12 protein-coding genes and 1 riboswitch are annotated in these 18,294 nt (G+C 73.0%); of the genes, 5 read left to right on the forward strand and 7 right to left on the reverse strand.

The features are described 5' to 3' along the window. Positions 1-119 precede the first annotated feature (119 nt). Complete coding sequence (locus ACFWE2_RS17520; protein WP_377225498.1) at positions 120-1,946, reverse strand: proline--tRNA ligase; 1,827 nt, start codon at positions 1,944-1,946, stop codon at positions 120-122. Positions 1,947-2,048: 102 nt separating this feature from the next. Between ACFWE2_RS17520 and ACFWE2_RS17525 the strand changes: the two genes are divergently transcribed. Continuing rightward, on the forward strand, positions 2,049-2,987 hold the full coding sequence (locus tag ACFWE2_RS17525; protein WP_377225499.1) for a DNA-formamidopyrimidine glycosylase family protein: 939 nt from the start codon (positions 2,049-2,051) through the stop codon (positions 2,985-2,987). Positions 2,988-3,089: 102 nt separating this feature from the next. On the opposite strand, the gene ACFWE2_RS17530 is transcribed toward ACFWE2_RS17525, so the two are convergent. From ACFWE2_RS17530 to ACFWE2_RS17540, 3 genes are all read right to left on the reverse strand, one after another. Further along, a complete protein-coding gene (locus tag ACFWE2_RS17530; protein ID WP_377225500.1) occupies positions 3,090-4,049 on the reverse strand; it encodes a GNAT family N-acetyltransferase in 960 nt (319 codons plus the stop codon). Positions 4,050-4,077: 28 nt separating this feature from the next. Then, entirely contained in the window at positions 4,078-5,220 is a 1,143-nt protein-coding gene (gene ispG, locus ACFWE2_RS17535) for a flavodoxin-dependent (E)-4-hydroxy-3-methylbut-2-enyl-diphosphate synthase (RefSeq protein WP_377225509.1), read from the reverse strand. A 72-nt stretch (positions 5,221-5,292) separates the two neighbouring features. Beyond that, positions 5,293-6,615, reverse strand: a complete 1,323-nt coding sequence (locus ACFWE2_RS17540) for a M50 family metallopeptidase (RefSeq protein ID WP_377225501.1) — start codon at positions 6,613-6,615, stop codon at positions 5,293-5,295. 137 nt (positions 6,616-6,752) lie between these two features. Between ACFWE2_RS17540 and ACFWE2_RS17545 the strand changes: the two genes are divergently transcribed. Continuing rightward, positions 6,753-9,059 carry a hypothetical protein gene (locus ACFWE2_RS17545; protein WP_377225502.1) on the forward strand — a complete coding sequence of 769 codons (2,307 nt, stop codon included), beginning with the start codon at positions 6,753-6,755 and terminating at the stop codon, positions 9,057-9,059. A 2-nt stretch (positions 9,060-9,061) separates the two neighbouring features. Here the strand turns inward: ACFWE2_RS17545 and ACFWE2_RS17550 are convergent, their stop codons facing one another. Then, positions 9,062-10,090, reverse strand: a complete 1,029-nt coding sequence (locus ACFWE2_RS17550) for an aldo/keto reductase (RefSeq protein ID WP_377225503.1) — start codon at positions 10,088-10,090, stop codon at positions 9,062-9,064. A 123-nt stretch (positions 10,091-10,213) separates the two neighbouring features. Between ACFWE2_RS17550 and ACFWE2_RS17555 the strand changes: the two genes are divergently transcribed. Both ACFWE2_RS17555 and thiD read left to right on the forward strand, forming a co-directional pair. Next, positions 10,214-10,801 carry a TetR/AcrR family transcriptional regulator gene (locus ACFWE2_RS17555; protein WP_377225504.1) on the forward strand — a complete coding sequence of 196 codons (588 nt, stop codon included), beginning with the start codon at positions 10,214-10,216 and terminating at the stop codon, positions 10,799-10,801. 34 nt (positions 10,802-10,835) lie between these two features. After that, a riboswitch (TPP riboswitch) is annotated at positions 10,836-10,932 on the forward strand. Next, complete coding sequence (gene thiD, locus ACFWE2_RS17560; RefSeq protein WP_377225505.1) at positions 10,922-11,869, forward strand: bifunctional hydroxymethylpyrimidine kinase/phosphomethylpyrimidine kinase; 948 nt, start codon at positions 10,922-10,924, stop codon at positions 11,867-11,869. It overlaps the preceding riboswitch by 11 nt. Before the next feature lie 158 nt (positions 11,870-12,027). Here the strand turns inward: thiD and dxr are convergent, their stop codons facing one another. Both dxr and ACFWE2_RS17570 read right to left on the reverse strand, forming a co-directional pair. Next, positions 12,028-13,194 (reverse strand): 1-deoxy-D-xylulose-5-phosphate reductoisomerase, encoded by a 1,167-nt coding sequence (gene dxr / locus ACFWE2_RS17565; protein WP_377225506.1) that lies wholly within the window; start codon positions 13,192-13,194, stop codon positions 12,028-12,030. Positions 13,195-13,207: 13 nt separating this feature from the next. Then, on the reverse strand, positions 13,208-15,037 hold the full coding sequence (locus ACFWE2_RS17570; RefSeq protein WP_377225507.1) for a RyR domain-containing protein: 1,830 nt from the start codon (positions 15,035-15,037) through the stop codon (positions 13,208-13,210). A 153-nt stretch (positions 15,038-15,190) separates the two neighbouring features. Here ACFWE2_RS17570 and ACFWE2_RS17575 point away from each other — a divergent pair, with 153 nt between their 5' ends. Beyond that, positions 15,191-18,232, forward strand: a complete 3,042-nt coding sequence (locus ACFWE2_RS17575) for a hypothetical protein (protein ID WP_377225508.1) — start codon at positions 15,191-15,193, stop codon at positions 18,230-18,232. Positions 18,233-18,294 lie beyond the last annotated feature (62 nt).

The raw sequence follows: 18,294 nt of genomic DNA on the forward strand, positions 1-18,294 counted from the left end.
GGTCCCGGGCCCCCCCCCAACCGCCCTCACCCCCCCGGGGCCGCCCCCGGGTGGTCCCCCCCGCCGCCCCGGGGGGGGGGTCTTGTCGAGACCTCGACAAGCCCGGCCAGCGAAGCCGCTCAGGCGAGCAGCGCGGCTACCTTCTCGGCGACCGCGTCCACGACGTCGGCCACCGGGAGCTGCTCCGCCTCGCCCGCACGCGGCTGGACCTCGACCACGCCGTCGGCCAGGCCCCTGCCCACCACGACCACGAGCGGGGCGCCGAGCAGCTCGGCGTCCTTGAACTTCACGCCCAGCGAGGTCTTGCCGGGCCGGTCGTCGTAGAGCACCTCGACGCCGCGGGTGGCGAGCTCGTCCGCGATCCTCTCTGCCGCCTCGAACACCGCGGCGTCCTTGCCCGTCGCGATCAGGTGCACGTGCACCGGGGCGACGTGCGCGGGCCAGGCCAGGCCGCGCTCGTCGTGGTTGGCCTCGGCGAGCGCGGCGAGCGCGCGCGTGACGCCGACGCCGTACGAGCCCATGGTCACCACGGCCTGCTTGCCGTTCTCGTCGAGCACGAGCAGACCCAGCGCCTCCGCGTACTTGCGGCCGAGCTGGAAGATGTGGCCCATCTCGATGCCGCGGGCGAGCTCCAGCGGGCCGGAGCCGTCGGGTGCCGGGTCGCCGGCCCGCACCTCGGCGGCCTCGACGGTGCCGTCGGCCGTGAAGTCACGGCCCGCGACGAGGTCGAACACGTGCTTGCCGGGCTCGTTCGCGCCGGTGATCCAGCGGGTTCCTGGCACCACGCGGGGGTCCAGCAGGTAGCGGATGGCCGGAACCTTCTCGCCGTCCTCACCCTCGACCTGCTCACCCTGCGGACCGAGCACCTGCGGGCCGATGTAGCCCTTGACCAGCGCGGGGAACTTCTTGAAGTCCTCCTCGGTGGCGGCCTCGGGCTCGGCGGGGGTCAGCGCGGCCTCGATGCGCTTGAGGTCGACCTCACGGTCGCCGGGCAGGCCGACGACGACGAGCTCGCGCGTCCCGTCGGGCTGCACCAGCGCGAGCACCACGTTCTTCAGGGTGTCGGCGGCGGTCCAGGGCCGGTCGGGGCGGGGGAACTTCGCGTTGGCGAGGTCGACCAGCGTGGCGATGGTCGGGGTGTCCGGGGTGTCCTCGACGTGGGCAGCGGGGGCGTCGTCGTAGGGGACCGCCTCGGGGACGGGCGTGACCACCGCCTCGACGTTGGCGGCGTAGCCGCCGGGCGAGCGCACGAACGTGTCCTCGCCGATGGGCGAGGGCGAGAGGAACTCCTCGGAGCGGGAGCCGCCCATGGCGCCCGACATCGCGGACACGATCACGTAGTCCAGGCCGAGGCGCGTGAAGATCTTCTCGTACGCCTCGCGGTGCTTCTGGTAGCTGACCTCGAGGCCCTCGTCCTTGACGTCGAACGAGTACGAGTCCTTCATGATGAACTCGCGCCCGCGGATCAGGCCGGCGCGGGGGCGCGCCTCGTCGCGGTACTTGGTCTGGATCTGGAACAGCGTGACCGGCAGGTCCTTGTACGACGAGTACAGGTCCTTGACCAGGAGCGCGAACATCTCCTCGTGCGTGGGTGCGAGGAGGTAGTCGGCCTGCTTGCGGTCCTTCAGGCGGAACAGACCTGCGCCGTACTCCTCCCAGCGGCCGGTGGCCTCGTAGGGCTCGCGCGGCAGCAGCGCCGGGAAGTGCACCTCCTGGCCGCCGATGGCGACCATCTCCTCGCGGACGATCGCCTCGATCTTGGCCAGCACCCGCAGGCCGAGCGGCAGCCACGAGTAGATGCCCGGGGCGGCCCGGCGGATGTACCCGGCCCGCACGAGGAGCTTGTGGCTGGCGACCTCGGCCTCGGCCGGGTCCTCGCGCAGGGTACGGACGAAGAGGGACGACATGCGCAGCACGTCGCCCTGAGTGAGGCGTGCGGAAGACATGGGGCACAGCCTATCCGCGCGGGGCCCTGGGGCTCGCCGGAAAATCGTCTGCCGTGGCGGACAGGCCTTGCCGCGGGTCGGGATGCGTCGGAGGATGAGCCCATGCCGGAGCTGCCCGAGGTCGCCGCGCTCGCCGACTTCCTGCGCGCCCGGACCTCAGGGCGCAGGGTCGCCGCCGTGGAGGTCGGCTCGATCGCCGCGCTCAAGACGTACGACCCACCGGTCGACGCGCTCGCCGGGGGCGAGGTGACCGATGTCGCGCGGCACGGCAAGTGGCTGGACGTCGTGGTCTCGCCCGTCGCCGGTGCCTCCGCCGGCAGCGCTGCGCCCGACGACGCCCCGCTCCACCTGGTCTTCCACCTCTCGCGGGGCGGCTGGGTGCGCTGGTCGGACGAGCTGTCCACCAAGCCGGTCCGGCCGTCCCACGGGGGCTCGGGCCGAGGAGCGGTCCTCGCGCTGCGGGTGCGGCTCGACGACGGCTCCGGCTTCGACCTGACCGAGGCGGGCACCCGCAAGCGCCTCGCCGTACACGTGGTGCGCGATCCCGCCGAGATCGAGATGATCGCGTCCCTGGGGGTGGAGCCGCTCGCCGCGGAGTTCACCACCGAGGTCCTCGCGGATCTGCTGTCCGCCAAGAACCAGCAGGTCAAGGGCCTGCTGCGGGACCAGCGGGCCATCGCGGGGATCGGCAACGCGTACAGCGACGAGATCCTGCACGCGGGCCGGTTCAGCCCCTACAAGCTGACCCGGTCGTTCACGGCCGAGGAGACCGCCCGGCTGCACACCGCGATCGGCGAGGTGCTCGCGGAGGCGATCGCGGCGGCGTCGGGCAAACCGGCCAAGGAGCTCAAGGACGCCAAGCGCGCCGGGATGCGGGTGCACGGCCGCACCGGGCTGCCGTGCCCGGGCTGGGACGGGACGCCGTGCGGCGACGTCGTGCACGAGGTGTCGTTCGCCGACCGGTCCATGCAGTACTGCCCCACGTGCCAGACGGGCGGCAAGCCGCTCGCGGACCGCCGGATGTCCAAGCTCCTCCGCTGACCCGCTGCCGCCGTCCGACATCCACTTCGAGGTCTGACCCGCTCCGTTCTGAATCGATTCATGGCGAAGCAACTTAGACCTCGAAGGGGAGTCGAACGCAGGTCAGAACAGCACGGTCGCGAACGTGCCCACCTGCTCGAAGCCCACCCGCCGGTAGGCGGCGACCGCCCGCTCGTTGTAGGCGTTCACGTAGAGCGACACCACCGGCGCGATGGACGCGCGCGTCGCCGCGACCACCGCCGCCATCCCGGACTCCGACCAGCCCCGGCCGCGGAACGCCGGCTCCACCCAGACGCCCTGGACCTGGGCGACTCCCCCGGCGACCGCACCGAGCTCCGCCTTGAAGCCGACGGCGGGCCGCCCACCGCCGTCGGGCACCACCCGGACGAAGGAGCGTCCCTCCGTGATGAGGGTCCGCACCCGCTCCGCGTAGGCGGACCCGCCCGAGGCGACGGGCGAGTAGCCGACCTCCTCGGTGAACATCCGCACGCACGCGGGCAGCACGAGGCCCAGCTCGGCGGGGACCGAGCGACGGACGGTGGGCTCCGGCGCGAGCGACGGCGCCGTCCCGATGGCCATCGACGGCTGGTCGGCGCGCACGTCGCGGGCCGGGGGCCAGTGGGGCGACAGGTGCTCCCAGAGCCCCAGCGCCGCCCACTGCTCCCCCACGATCGACGACGACCGGCGCCCGTGCACGCGGGCCAGCTCGGCGAAGGCGGCGACCGCCTGGGCCCGTCGGGCCGGATCGGAGAGCGGGATCACCGGCACCAGGTTCGCGCCGGCCCAGCACACCGCCTCGAGCTTTCCGACGGCCGGGAAACCCCAGGCCTGACCGGAGGCGGCGCCGAAGCCGGCGCGCGCCGCGATCTCCAGCCGGGCGGTGGCGAGGACCGACGAGACCGGGTCGACCGCGCACACCCGCAGGGCCTGCGCCAGGTCCGCGCGAGTCAGCGGGCGGGCGACGTCAGGCCGGTCACGCTGCGGCAGATTGTCCCGTTCGCCCGGTTGAGCAGGCCCGTCGGGGCGCGCTCCGGCGGGTACCGGGGTGCGCCAGCGAGCCATGCTCTCTGCTCCGTCCTAGATCAGGTTCTCAGCCGACCGATACGACAGGCGGACCGGCCTGCACATCATTCTCCGGCGTAGGCATCGCATCCGCGATCCGCATCGCCTCTTCGATGAGCGTCTCGACGATCATCGACTCCGGGACGGTCTTGATGACCTCGCCCTTGACGAAGATCTGGCCCTTGCCGTTGCCGGAAGCCACACCGAGGTCGGCCTCGCGGGCCTCGCCCGGCCCGTTCACGACGCAGCCCATGACGGCGACGCGCAGCGGGACGGTCATGCCCTCGAGCCCGGCGGTGACCTTCTCGGCGAGCGTGTAGACGTCCACCTGGGCGCGGCCGCAGGACGGGCACGACACGATCTCGAGCTTGCGGGGGCGCAGGTTGAGCGACTGCAGGATCTGGTTGCCGACCTTGACCTCCTCGACCGGCGGGGCCGAGAGGGAGACGCGGATCGTGTCGCCGATGCCCTTGCTGAGCAGCGCGCCGAACGCCGTCGCCGACTTGATGGTGCCCTGGAACGCCGGGCCCGCCTCGGTGACGCCGAGGTGCAGCGGCCAGTCGCCGCGCTCGGCGAGCAGCTCGTAGGCACGGACCATGATCACCGGATCGTTGTGCTTGACCGAGATCTTGAAGTCGTGGAAGTCGTGCTCCTCGAAGAGGCTCGCCTCCCACACCGCGGACTCCACCAGGGCCTCCGGCGTCGCCTTGCCGTACTTGGCCAGCAGGCGCTTGTCGAGCGAGCCGGCGTTGACGCCGATGCGGAGCGAGACGCCGGCGTCCTTCGCGGCGCGGGCGATCGCGCCCACCTGGTCGTCGAACTTGCGGATGTTGCCCGGGTTGACCCGGACCGCCGCACAGCCTGCGTCGATCGCCTGGAAGACGTACTTCGGCTGGAAGTGGATGTCCGCGATCACCGGGATCTGGGACTTCTTCGCGATGATCGGCAGCACGTCGGCGTCGTCGGAGGTCGGGACGGCGACGCGCACGATGTCGCAGCCTGCCGTCGTGAGCTCCGCGATCTGCTGGAGGGTCGCGTTGATGTCGGTGGTGGGCGTGGTGGTCATGGACTGCACGCTGACGGGTGCGTCACCACCTACCTCCACCTTGCCGACCTTGATCTTTCGAGTCTTGCGGCGGGGGGCGAGTACCGGCGGGGGTGCTGCCGGCATGCCGAGGCTGATTGCGCTCACGAGTTCAGTATCCCTGCTTCAGAAGGTGCGAAACGTACATCGTGTCTGGCATCACGTGATCCGCACCGGATCCACCAGGTCCGCCACGATGAGGACGCCACCCACGCCGAGCAGGATGAGGAAGACCACATAGGCCACCGGCGTCATCCGCGCGACGTCCGCCGGGCCGGGCAGGACCGTCGCCCCGCGCACCCTGGCGAGCGTCCGCTTGCCGCCCTCGTAGAGAGCGTTGACCAGGTGCCCGCCGTCGAGCGGCAGGAGCGGGATCATGTTGAAGGCGAACAGCGCGATGTTGAGGCTCGCGAGCAGGCTCAGGTAGATCATCACGCGGTCGAGGATCGCCTCGTCCAGGGCCATGATCTCGCCGCTGATCCGCGCGACGCCGACCACCGACTGCACGGAGTCCTGCGCGCGCTCCTGGGGCGTGAAGGCCTGGGTCGCGGCGTCCGCCACGCGGACCGGGAGCGTGGCGACCATGGTCAGCGTCTGCCAGGTCTGCTCACCCACCGCGGGCAGGACGCTGGAGAGCGGCTGCGGCTCGCGCACCTGGAGCGGCGAGAAGCCGACGAAGCCGCCGGGCTGGACGACGGGCTCGCCGTCGGCCCCGATGACCGCGGCGCCCTGATCGTCCACCACCGGGCGGTCGGTCCTCGCCGGGGTCACCTCGAGCGTGACCCGCTCGCCGTCGCGCAGGACCGCGACCTGCGACGTCTGCCCGGCGGAGTCGTTGATGAGGCCGACAAGCTGCTGCCAGCTGTGCACCTCGGTACCGCCGAACGCGACGATCTCGTCACCCGGCTCCAGGCCGGCCGCGACGGCCGGTGCGGCGGGCCGCCCCTCGCAGTCGTCTCCCGACGCGGTGGAGGTGACCGACGCCGGCACGCACTCCGAGAGCTGGGCGACGGTGGTGGAGACGGTCAGCGTGCCGTAGCCCACCAGGACCACGGCGATCAGGACGGTGGCGATCACGAGGTTCACGAACGGCCCGCCGAACATCACGATCAGCTTCTTGGGCGTCGAGAGGTTGTAGAAGGCACGGTGCTCCTCACCGGGGCGCACCTCAGCGACCGAGGCGTCGCGGGCGTCGGCGACGAGCTCGCTCCAGAACCCGGTGCCACGGCGCGTGCCGGGCGGCGCCGGCGGCATCATGCCGACGAGCCGCACGAACCCGCCGAGCGGGATCGCCTTGATCCCGTACTCCGTCTCCCCCTTGGTCCGCGACCAGAGGGTCGGCCCGAAGCCCACCATGTACTGGCTCACCCGGACCCCGAACTTCTTGGCCGGGACCATGTGCCCCAGCTCGTGCAGCCCGACGGAGACGATGACACCCAGCAGGAGGACGAGCACACCGATGATGTGCGGAACGATGCTCACGGACCGAGACTACGTCACCCGCTCACGCCCTCGAAAGGCGGTGCAGGTCTCCCCCGGGACAGCCACGCGTCGTTCACTTCCTTTCGATCTCATGGTGATTCGTTGCCGCATCGGTTACCGATCATTAACCTGGCGACATGTCGGTTTCGTCCATCCCTGAGTCCCGGGAGCGGCACACGCACGGCCCCGGTTCCCTCACGGAGAGCCTCACCTCGATGTTCCAGACGGAGGCCTGGCACGCCGCGGACGGCGACTCCCGGGTCGCCAGACAGCTCCGCGAGATCGGCGTCGACGTCAGCGCGATCTGGGCGGCCTCCCGCTGGAACATGGGCGACGACGGCGAGGCGCCGAACCGCCGCCACCCGCTGCCCGGCGACCCGCGCGGCCCGCAGACCGCCGCCGAGCTGACCGCCGTCGTCGCGCGGCCGCGGGCCGCCGCGCTGCTCGGCATCTACCTGTGGTCGCAGGCGAGCGACGCCCTGCAGTACACCTTCCGGCACGGACGGATCATCGTCTCCCTGCGCGCCTTCGTCGAGACATGGGCGACATGCCGCGACAGCGCGCCCGACGACGTCTGCCGGGCGGAGGGTGACGCGGTCGCCGTGCTGCTGCGCACCCTCATCACCCAGATGCACACCTCGGCCGCCCGCAGCGCGGGCAGCCTGGCCCGGCTGGCCGACGCCGCCGCACAGGCCGGCGACCGGTGCGGCGACCTGCTCCGCGCCGCCCGCGCCATCCCGGACCCGAGGTCACCGTTCCGGCGTGCGCTCGTGCCGCAGGCGGTGACCCGCATCCGGTACTTCCGCGCACTGTCGGAGGCCGCGCGGGCCGCCGACGACGCCATGTCCGGCGAGCCGGCACGGCTCGCCCCGGCGATCGAGGGGCTGCGGGCCGCGGAGACCGACCGGCACCTCAACTACATCCTGGCCAGCGAGCTGCGCGCCTACCGGATGCACCTGACGGAGCTGCACCGCAACCTCGACTCCCCCTGGCTCACGCTCGACCGGCTGCGGACCGTATACATCTACCCGTTCGGCCTGCGGGACGTCAGCCCCACCGCGGCCGTGGCGGCGATCCGGGAGCTCGCCGACCGCGACGAGCGGCCCGAGCTGCTCGGCGTCCAGGCCTTCGCGGTACGGGGCCGGCTCAAGATGGACGACGTCTGGGCGAGCGTCGACCGGGCCGCGCGCCCGTACGGCGGCGTGTCGCTGTCGATGCCGAACGTGCGCCTGGAGCAGCCGGACGGCTCGTTCATCGCCGAGCTGTCCTGCGACGTGCGGTTCACCGAGTTCGGCAACCACTACGTCCGGTTCCGCTACTCGGCGCGCGAGCAGTCGCCGCAGGAGGTCAGGGACGCCCGGTTCCGGCTGTCCAACCTGCACGCCGACATCCGGGTGCGCTGGATCTCGCCGGACGGCGCACCCGTCGACGTCGACCACGCGGGCAGCCCGCCGCCCGAGCGCCTGTTCGACCTCGCCGACCTGCTCCAGCGCGCCACGACCGACCTGATCCGCGAGGGTACCGAGATCGCCCAGGGGCGTGCGCACGTCGTCACGACCGTCTACGAGGCGAGCCGCGGGCGCGGCCCCGCCGCGCCCCGGGCGGAGCGCACGCCGGTCGCCATGGGCGACGAGCTGCTCGCCGCGTTCGGCTCGCAGGTGCTCCTCCAGCCGGTCTCCTACGGCACCGCCACGCTGTGCGACTGGACCCTGCGCCAGCGCAACCCCGTGCTGCTGGAGGGGGTGCGGCACCTGGGCGACGTCGTCGCGGTGGCCACCAACTCGACGACCGTCGCCCTGGTCGGCACCGCACACTTCAAGATCTCCCAGTACGGCTCGCTCGCCGAGTTCGTCGCGAGCCTGAACGGGCTCTTCAGCGCGTGGAACGCCACCCTCGCCGACCACCTGCGGATCGTCGCGACGATGCTCGCCGACCACGACGTCAGCAACGGCGCCGACCTCGCCGAGCGCAAGGAACGGCTCACCCGCGAACAGCTTCGGTTGCACGAGTTCGCCTCGGAGGTCCGGGCCACGCTGACCACCATCACCTCGCCCACGTTCCTCGCCTCCGCCCTGGAGTCCAGGATGCTGAACCAGCTGCTCAAGGCCGCGCACTTCGAGCAGCAGGCGGCGGTGGTCACCGAACGGCTCCGCGAGCTGCTCCAGGAGCCGATCGCGGCGCGGCTCGCAGCCCTCGAACGCCTGCACGGCGACCGGGAGCGGGCCGCGGAGGCCAAGCGCGAGCGCGGGCGCCGTCGGCTGATGGACGGCACGCTGTCCGCCATCACCGTCTTCGCGGGCGTCTACGCCCTGATCGGGACCGTCCAGGTCGCGCTGGACGCCGGCCTGATCGGCCCGCTGCAGGCCGTCACCGCTACCGCGCTGGTCACGGTGGGCGCCCTGGTGACGGGGATCGCCGTCTTCAACTGGACAAGGGGGCGCTGAGCTCAGGCGGCCGCGCGCTGCTCCGCCGGCCGACGGCGCAGGAGCGGCTGCTGGATGGCGGGCGGGTCGTAGGCCATGTCGAGGCGGCCGACGTCGGTCCCCGGCGGCACTATCGCGTCGATCCGGTCCAGGATCTCGTCGCTCAGGACGACCTCGGCGCCCGCCAGCGCGCTGTCCAGGTGCTCCATGGTGCGCGGGCCGATGATCGCTGAGGTGACACCCGGGTGCGCGATCGTGAACGCCATCGCCAGGTGGTTCAGCGGGATGCCCGCGTCCTCGGCGACCGGCACGAGCTGCTCGACGACGTCGAGGCGCTGCTCGTCGCGCAGGTGCTCGTGCCCGAACTGCGCCCGGTGGGTGTCGTTCTCCTGCCCCTTGCGGTAGCGGCCGGTGAGCAGGCCTCCGGCGAGCGGGCTCCAGACCAGCGTGCCCATGCCGTACTGCTGGGCGACCGGCAGGACGTCCCGCTCGATCCCCCGGTTCAGGATGGAGTACGGCGGCTGCTCGGCCCTGAAGCGTTCCAGGCCGCGCCGTTCGGCGACCCACTGGGCCTGGACGATCTCGGCGGCCGGCATCGTGGACGAGCCGATGGCCCGCACCTTGCCGGAGTTGATCAGGTACGTCAGCGCCGCCAGCGTGTCCTCGACGTCCGTCTCGGGGTCGGGACGGTGGATCTGGTAGAGGTCGATGTGGTCGGTGCCCAGGCGGCGCAGCGAGTTCTCGACCTCGGCGATGATCCAGCGGCGGGAGTTGCCGCGGTGGTTGGGGTCGTCGCTCATGGGCAGGTGCACCTTCGTGGCGAGCACGACGTCGTCGCGCCGCCCCTTGAGCGCCTTGCCGACGATCTCCTCGGACTCCCCGTGCGAGTAGAAGTCGGCCGTGTCGATGAGGTTGATGCCGGCGTCGAGGGCCTTGTGGATGATCTTGATCGACTCGTCGTGGTCCGGGTTGCCGACCGCGCCGAACATCATCGCGCCGAGCGCATAGGGGCTGACCTTGATACCGGTCCGGCCGAGGTTGCGGTACTGCATGGGGCCCTCCTGGGGTCGACAGGTCTGGTGAGCGCCCCGGTGATGCCGTACTCTGGAGACTAAGCGGAACGCCCTTCCGGAACTATATGGAAAGGCGTTCCGGATAGCAAGGGATGGAGTGAAGTGACCCAGAACACAGCGCAGCGACCGCTGCGCGCCGACGCCCAGCGCAACATCGACGCACTGCTCGACGCCGCCAAGGCGACGTTCGGCACGTCGGGCGTTGACGCGCCCGCGAAGGAGATCGCGGACCGCGCCGGCGTCGGCGTCGGCACGCTGTACCGGCACTTCCCCAAGCGCGCGGACCTGGTCAAGGCCGTGTTCCAGCACGAGGTCGACGCCTGCGCCGACGCGGCCCCGGCCCTGGCCGCGAAGCACGAGCCGGTCGTGGCGCTCGAGAAGTGGCTGCACCGGTACACCGAGTTCCTCGAGACCAAGCGCGGGCTCGCCTCGGCCCTGCACTCGGGCGACCCGGCGTTCGACGCCCTGCCCGGCTACTTCATCGGACGCCTGGGACCGGCCGTCGGCTCGCTCGTCGACGCAGCGGTCGAGGCCGGCGAGGTCCGTGCGGTCGCCAGCCCCAAGGACCTCCTGTACGCCGTCTCCAAGCTGTGCCTGCCGATGCACGACGAGGAGCCCGAGCACGGCCGCCGCATGATCGACCTGCTCGTGGACGGGCTGCAGTACCGGGCTGGACGGCCTGCCGGATAGATCTGCCGGACAGACCCGCCGGGTAGGGTGGGCCCGAATTGGCGCGGGGCGCCGGGCGTCGGCCCGGCTGAGACGTACCCGTGGAACCTGATCTAGGTAGTTCTAGCGAAGGGACGCCTCATGGGCTTGCTGCTGCCCGACGACGCCGCGCGCACCCGGCCACCCGGGCACCCGGTCGTCGCGCTGACGATCGCCGGCTCGGACCCCTCGGGCGGCGCGGGGATCCAGGCCGACCTGAAGACCTTCGCCGCGCTCGGCGGCTACGGCTGCGCGGTGCTCACCGGGCTGACCGCCCAGTCGACGACCGGCGTGACGAGGGTGCTGCCCGTACCCGCGGACATGGTGACCGCGCAGCTCGAGACCCTGTTCGCCGACGTGGCGGTGGACGCCGTGAAGATCGGCATGACGACGGACGCCGCCGTCGGCCGGGCCGTCGCGGCGGCGCTGCGGCACCTGCGGGCCGCCGGGCGCACGCCCTACGTGGTGCTCGACCCGGTGATGGTCTCGACGTCGGGCCACCGCCTGCTCGCGCCCGACGCCGAGGCGGTGCTGCGCGACGAGCTGCTGCCGCTGGCCGACCTGGTCACGCCGAACCTGCCGGAGGCGGCGGTGCTGCTCGGCGTCGAACAGGCGAGGGACGATCGCGAGACGGCCGACCAGGCGCGTGCGCTGCTGGGGCTCGGGGCGCGGTTCGCCCTGGTCAAGGGCGGGCACCTGGACTCGGCGGACTCGGTCGACCACCTCGCGGGGGCCGGCCTGGGGCCTGGCGGCAGCCCGGACGGCGTCGTCGCCCTGACCGCACCGCGGATCCCCACGCGGAACACGCACGGCACGGGCTGCACCCTCAGCTCGGCGTGCGCCGTCCTGCGCCCGGCGCATGACGGCTGGGAGCCTGCCGTACGCGCCGCGAAGGAGTACCTGACGGGAGCGCTCCGCGCCGCGGACGACCTGGTCATCGGCGGCACGGGCACCGCGCCGGGCCCCTGGACCGGCCACGGCCCGGTCGACCATGGCTTCGCCACACGGATGGCGGCCGTTACCGCAGCGGGGTGGACGGTCTCCGGGTAGAGACACCGCGAGCCAGCTCGGTTGCTGTCGGTAGACATTGTCTACCGACAGCAACCGACTCCGCAGACCTACTGTTTCCTGAGGCAGCCCCGGTCGCCGCGCCGCACCCGGTCACCAGACCCCGGCCGAGACGTCGCGCATCGCACGGGTCCGCACAGTCACGACTTGAGGATCTCCGCCGCGCGGGCGCGGGCCCAGGCGTCGGCCTCCAGGACGCCCTCGACCGAGCCGGCGTCGCCCGCGGACGTCGTCCCGTGCGCCTCGACGACCGCGGCCACCGTGTCGACGATGTCGAGGAAGCCGATGGCGCCGTCGTGGAACGCGTCGACGCACACCTCGTTCGCGGCGTTGTAGACGGCGGGGTGCGTGCCGCCGGCCTCGCCGACCTGCCGGGCGAGGCGGACGGCGGGGAAGGCGTCGTCGTCGAGGGGGGCGAACTCCCAGGTGGACGCGCTGGTCCAGTCGATGGGCACGTCGACGTCGGGCAGGCGGTCCGGCCAGGACAGGCCAAGGGCGATCGGCACGAGCATCCGCGGCGGACCGGCCTGGGCGATGGTGGAGCCGTCGGCGAACTCGACCATCGAGTGGATCATCTGCTGCGGGTGCACCACGACGTCGATCGCGCTGAACGGCAGGTCGAACAGCAGGTGCGCCTCGATCACCTCGAGGCCCTTGTTCACCAGGGTCGCCGAGTTGGTGGTGACCACGCGACCCATCGAGAAGTTGGGGTGCCGCAGGGCCTGCGCGGGCGTCACGTCCCGCAGCTCGGCGCGCGTGCGGCCGCGGAACGGCCCGCCGCTCGCGGTGACGACGAGCTTGCGGACCTCGGACGACGCGCCGGAGCGCAGCGACTGCGCGATGGCGGAGTGCTCCGAGTCCACCGGCACGATCTGGCCCTCGCGCCGCACCGCCGCCTTGACCAGCGCGCCGCCCACCACGAGCGACTCCTTGTTCGCGAGGGCCAGCGTCGAGCCGGCGGCGAGCGCGGCGAGGGTGGGGCGCAGGCCGACGGAGCCGGTGATGCCGTTGAGCACGACGTCGCTCCCTCGGCCGGCCAGCTCGGTCGCGGCGCCGGGGCCGGCGAGCACCTCGACGCCGTCGGCGCCTGCCTCGCCCAGCAGGGTCGTCAGCGCGGGGCGTGCGGCGTCGTGGGCCACCGCGACGGCACGCACGCCGAGCGACGCGGCCTGGCGGGCCAGGAGCGGCAGGTCGGAGCCGCCGGCGGACAGCGCGTCCACGCGGAACCGGTCGGGATTGCGCCCGATGACATCGATGGCCTGCGTGCCGATGGAGCCGGTGGAGCCGAGGAGGGTGACGCTTCGCATGGTGCACATCCTGTCAGCCCTCGCCGGGCTGCTCCGCCCGCGGCTGCTCCGCCCGCGGCTGCTCCGCGCGGCCCCTGCCGAACATCCGCCAGCCCTTGACCACGCCTCGGGGGTCCGGGACGGGCTCGCCGGCGGCCTCCCAGCCGGCGTCGTCGGCGAGCGGGACGACGTGGAGGCCGAAGTCCGCGAGGATCACCGGGATGGCGCGGATGGCGGCGCGGTCCTTCTCGCGGTCCTCCTCCGACAGCTCGTCCCAGGGGCGCAGGTCCGGGTGCAGGCGCCGCACGTCGTCCCGCTGCGGCCCGTAGGTCCAGCCCGCCGCGGTCTTCTCGGCCATCCAGCGCTCGTGCTCGTCGACGGCACGCGCGTCGACGACGGGTTCGGGGATCCGGCCGTGCTCGCCGTCGCCGGCAGGCGCAACGGTGCAGCCCATCTGGCGGAGCCGGTCCGGGATTGCGCGCACCTGGGCGCGGTTCGCGGCGCGGAGGTCGTCGGACAGGTCGGCCCACGAGACCATCGCGGGGGTGCTGTCCCATGGCACGCCGCGCGAGCGCTGGTTGCGCAGGTAGGTCAGGTGGGCGGAGACGGCCATCAGGTCGTAGACGTCGTCGTGCACGAGCACACCGGGTGCCGTCGCCCTGCGCAGCAGCGTGCCCGGTTCGACGACGTCGAGCCGCCCGCCGAGGTCGTCGAGGATGGCGCCGTCGTGGGTGCCGAACAGGCCGCCGAGGCCCGCGAGGCGGTTGAGGCGGAGCACCACGGCGCCCTCGCCGGCACGCCAGAGGTCGCTGTCCCGCAGCGCGTGCCGCAGGGCGTCGCCGTCGTCGTCGTGGCACACGTAGACCCGCTGAGGCGTGCCGATCGCGCGCACCTCGGCGAAGGTCTCGACCGGGACGAGCCGGCAGGCCGCCCGCACGCCGGGCCAGCGCGCCCGCAACGCCTGCGCCGCGACGCGCGCCCCCGGACCGACGAGGGTCACCGTGAGCGGTTCGCCGCCCGACGCGATCTCGACGCTCCGCAGCCGCGCGAACGCGACGACGAGCGCCCTGCCGAACGTGCCGTGCCCGACCACCGAGATGTGCGGCGCCGCGCCGCGGGCCACCGTCTGGTCGCGCCGGGCGAGGGACCGGGCGACGAGCTCGCCCAGCGTGAAGAAGTCCACGCCCGGCTGCGGGTGGCTCAGGTGGCGGGCCTGCAGCGCGAGCGCGAGGTCGGGGTCGCTCACGTGCGCGTTCAGCCGCAGGCCCGGCAGGGCGGGATCCCGCTCCGCACGGTTGGCCACTGCCACCGTGAGCACGTTCACGCCGGGCTCGTCGTCCTCGCGCTCGCACGCGTAGAGCACCGCGGCGCCGGAGATACCGGCGTTGCGCAGCGACGCCGCGTCCCCCGTGGCGGTCCGCGCGACGGGCGCGCCCCGGGCCGCGAGCGCCTCGGCGATGAGGTCGGCGGCCGGGGTGTGCCCGACGACCACCGCGTGCCCCCGCATCCGACGGGTGCGCATCGTCGCGATCTGGTCGGCGAACAGGGAGCGCACCGCCTCGAAGACGGCGTAGCCGGTGGCGACGGGGGCGAGGAACCGTGCGGCCTGGAGCTGCCAGGGCAGGTCGCCGCCGTCGTTGGTGGCCTCCGCGCCGAGCACGAAGAGCTGGACGGAGTAGTAGACGACGTCCCACCCGGTGGTGCCCCAGACGAAGTCCGGGGAGGTCCGGTAGACGGAGAAGCCCCACAGGCCCAGGGCGAAGGCCACGCCGAACAGCGCGGTGAAGCCCGCGCGTACCCACGACCGGCGCACGCGCAGCCGGCGCGGTCCGCCGCGGGGGATCACGAGCTCCGGTGCAGCCATCTCGTGCCTCTCTCGTCCGACCCGCCAGCAGACCTAACGGTGCATTTCAGGCTAAAGGTCGCTAGCGTCATGACCTGCGGCGACATTACACACAGGGGATACGTTTCTCTCCGGTCCGCGACATTCGCCGACGAAGAGCAGCGGGGGGCAACGATGACCGACCGGAGAGCTCGCGGCCTGCTGCCCACGACCCGGACGTCCGTCGCGCCGCGCACCGACGGGTACGACGCCTTCCTGTCCTACAGCCGCGACTCCGACGGCGAGTTCGCCCCGGACTTCCACGCGCAGCTCCTCGCGTTCGACAAGCGCGACGACGTCCGCGACCTGCGCATCTTCCTCGACCGGACAGGCCTGGCGAACAACCCCAGCCTCTGGGGCTCCATCAAGCGCAAGCTCGAGAACTCCGACTACCTCATCCTGCTCGCCTCCGAGGGCGCCGCGAGCTCCCACTTCGTGGCCGAGGAGGTGGCCTGGTGGCTGGAGCACCGAGAGCCCGAGACCCTCCTGGTCGCGCTGACCAGCGGCAGGATCGTCTGGGACCGGTCGGCGCACGCGATCGACAAGATCAGCACGACCGCGCTGCCCGCGCCGCTCGCCGAGCGGATCGACCGCGAACCCAAGTGGACCGACCTGACCCGGCTGCGCCAGCGGCGCAGGTTCTGGCGGCGCCACCCGGACCGGGCGACGGCGCTCGCCGAGCTCGTCGCCCCGCTGCGCGGCCCCGACGTCAGCACCGAGGACATCCTCAGCGCCCACATCGCCCGGCAGGGCTCGGCCAACCTCGTCAGCCGGCTGACGATCACGGCCCTCGGCGTCATGCTCGCCGTGTCCGTCGCCGCGTCCGGGTACGCCCTGCGGGAGGCGTCCCGGGCGAACGAGGCGGTGAACGCCAATGCTGCCCACCTGCTCGGCGCGACGTCGCACGTCGTGCACCAGGACGATCCAGCGGTGGCGCAGCTCCTTGCGGTGGAGGCGGTCGAACGCCTCCGGGACGGGCAGACCCGTACCGCGCTGTTCAACGCGGTCACGGCGAACGAGCCGGCCGACCCGTACCTGCTGCGGACCGTCGACGTGCCTGAGGAGACCGGGCTCGCCGACGTCGCGCCGACGGGCACGGGCATCGTCGGGCGTACCGACAGGGGTGACCTCGTGCGGTGGAACCCGGACGACGGCGAACCCGAGGTCCTGCGCGGCGACCGCACCCCGTTCGGCACGGTGACCGGGTCCGGTCGTGCCGGCCCGTTCGTCGCCGGGAGTGCGGACGGCACGGTGGTCGCGGCGGTGGACGACCTCGGTGTGACCGTCGGCCGCTTCGGACCGCTCCCCGAGGGCAGCACGAGCCGCCAGACGCACCTCGACCTGCCGGGGGCGACGGCCGTCACGATCACCCCGGAGGGCGACACGCTCCTCATCGCGTGGCACGACGCCACCACCGGCAGGAACCGGATCGGCAGCATCAACCTCGCGGGCCGGGACCTGGCGGTCCTGGAGTCGGACGCCGGTTCCCGGCGACCGGACGAGCAGCGCCTGGCGTTCCGCAGCAAGGTGGAGACGGAGCTCGCGGTCACGTCCCTCGCCGTCGGCTCCAGCCGCACCCTCGCCGTGGCGGACACGACGGCGGACACCCTCGAGGTCCGCAGCCTCGACACCCTGGAGCTGACCCACGCCGGAACGGTGGAGCTGCCCGACGGCGCGGTTCCCTCCCCCTCGCTGAACGACTGGGCGACGCTGCGCACCGACGAGGACGGCACCACGGTGACCGTGCACCACTGGGCCGACGGCTCCGTGCGTTCGGCGGACTGCCCGGTGCCGCGCGTCTGGTCCGACCCCGAGGTGGTCGCGATGGACGACGAGACGACGCGGGCGCTGATCGCGACCGACCGCGGGCTCGTCGCGTGCGAGATCGCCCGGGACGCCGACCTGCGCCGGACCTGGCACCTGTCCGGGGTCCGGCGGACCGGCCCACCGGTCCTGGTCGGGACCGACCGGGTCGCCGCGGCCTCCGACGGCCGGATCGCGCTGTGGTCCACCGCCGACACCCATGGGGACGTGCCGCTGCCGGGCTCGGCGGGTGCGGCGGCGGCCGCGGGGCCGGCGTCGGACGGGGACTCCGGGGAACCGGGTGCGGACGAGGACCCGGCCGGCCCGACAGCGGTCCTCGCCACGTACCGGGACGAGTCGACGGGGCCCGCGAGCACCGCGGCGTCCTGGTCGGACGGCACCGTCACCATCCACGGCCGCGGCACCGTGACGCTGCCCGCCGACAGCCCGGACGCCGGCCGGCCGCTGCTGCCCGTATGGCTCGACCGGGAGAGTCTGTTGCTCGTCACCCCGGAGGGCGACGCCTACCGGACCGACGGCAGCACCGCCGCCGGGTACGAGGCGGGGTTCCGCGACCTGGTCGCGCCGGGGCTGGACGGGGGCGACCCGGCCTGCGCGACCGTCGTCAGCGCCCAGCGCACGCGCGACGACATCCTGCTGGTCGACGCGTGCTCAGGGCTGCACCTGCTCGACGCCGGGCTCCAGGAGCGCGCCGTGCACGTGCCGGGCCCCCTCGGCAGCACGCCGCGGCTCGAACCCGGGTGGACGGCACCCGGCCGGGTCGCCATCGCCGCCGACGGGAGCGAGGTGGCCGTGGCACCGCGCGACTTCGCGCTCCGGGTGGCCGACCTCGACGCAGCGGCCCGGGGCGAGACCGACGTGTGGACGGTGCGCGGCAGCAGCGTCGCGCAGGTGCACATGATCGGCGGCACCGACGGGGCGGCCCTGCCGGACCAGCTGGTCACGCTCGGCCTGGACTCGGCGGTCCGCCTGCGCCCGGTCACCGGCTCCGCCGGTCCCGAGGCGCTCGACCTGGCGGGCACCTACGGCGACGTCCTGGCGGTGCTGCCCGGGCCCAACCTGGTGGCGCGCAACCGCGGCCCCGCGCTCGCGTTCTTCGACATCGAGACCGGGCAGAAGATGGGTGAGCTCGCCACCAGTCTGTACTCGCCGGGCGGCGAGGTGGCGGCGGGTGACGTGCACGCGGCCGACGGCCAGCTCCTCGTGGTCCAGGACCACGGTGTCACGACCGGCTGGACCTTCTCGGACGACCAGATGATCGCCAGGGCGTGCGCCATGGCGGGCCGCGCCCCCACCCCGGCCGACATGCCAGAAGGTGTAACCCTGGCACACAACCCGGCCTGCTCCCCCTGACACCCCGTTGAGTGCTGGATATTCGCCCCTGTATGACGCAGATGGGGGCGAATATCCAGCAC

Source organism: Promicromonospora sp. NPDC060271 (assembly GCF_042726755.1).
Taxonomy (GTDB): domain Bacteria; phylum Actinomycetota; class Actinomycetes; order Actinomycetales; family Cellulomonadaceae; genus Promicromonospora.

Bases quoted from the DNA above. Each gene is read 5' to 3' on its own strand.
- ACFWE2_RS17520 (WP_377225498.1), bottom strand. From the start codon at position 1,946: ATGTCTTCCGCACGCCTCACTCAGGGCGACGTGCTGCGCATGTCGTCC.
- ACFWE2_RS17525 (WP_377225499.1), top strand. From the start codon at position 2,049: ATGCCGGAGCTGCCCGAGGTCGCCGCGCTCGCCGACTTCCTGCGCGCC.
- ACFWE2_RS17530 (WP_377225500.1), bottom strand. From the start codon at position 4,049: ATGGCTCGCTGGCGCACCCCGGTACCCGCCGGAGCGCGCCCCGACGGG.
- ispG (WP_377225509.1), bottom strand. From the start codon at position 5,220: ATGCCGGCAGCACCCCCGCCGGTACTCGCCCCCCGCCGCAAGACTCGA.
- ACFWE2_RS17545 (WP_377225502.1), top strand. From the start codon at position 6,753: ATGTCGGTTTCGTCCATCCCTGAGTCCCGGGAGCGGCACACGCACGGC.
- ACFWE2_RS17550 (WP_377225503.1), bottom strand. From the start codon at position 10,090: ATGCAGTACCGCAACCTCGGCCGGACCGGTATCAAGGTCAGCCCCTAT.
- thiD (WP_377225505.1), top strand. From the start codon at position 10,922: ATGGGCTTGCTGCTGCCCGACGACGCCGCGCGCACCCGGCCACCCGGG.
- dxr (WP_377225506.1), bottom strand. From the start codon at position 13,194: ATGCGAAGCGTCACCCTCCTCGGCTCCACCGGCTCCATCGGCACGCAG.
- ACFWE2_RS17570 (WP_377225507.1), bottom strand. From the start codon at position 15,037: ATGGCTGCACCGGAGCTCGTGATCCCCCGCGGCGGACCGCGCCGGCTG.
- ACFWE2_RS17575 (WP_377225508.1), top strand. From the start codon at position 15,191: ATGACCGACCGGAGAGCTCGCGGCCTGCTGCCCACGACCCGGACGTCC.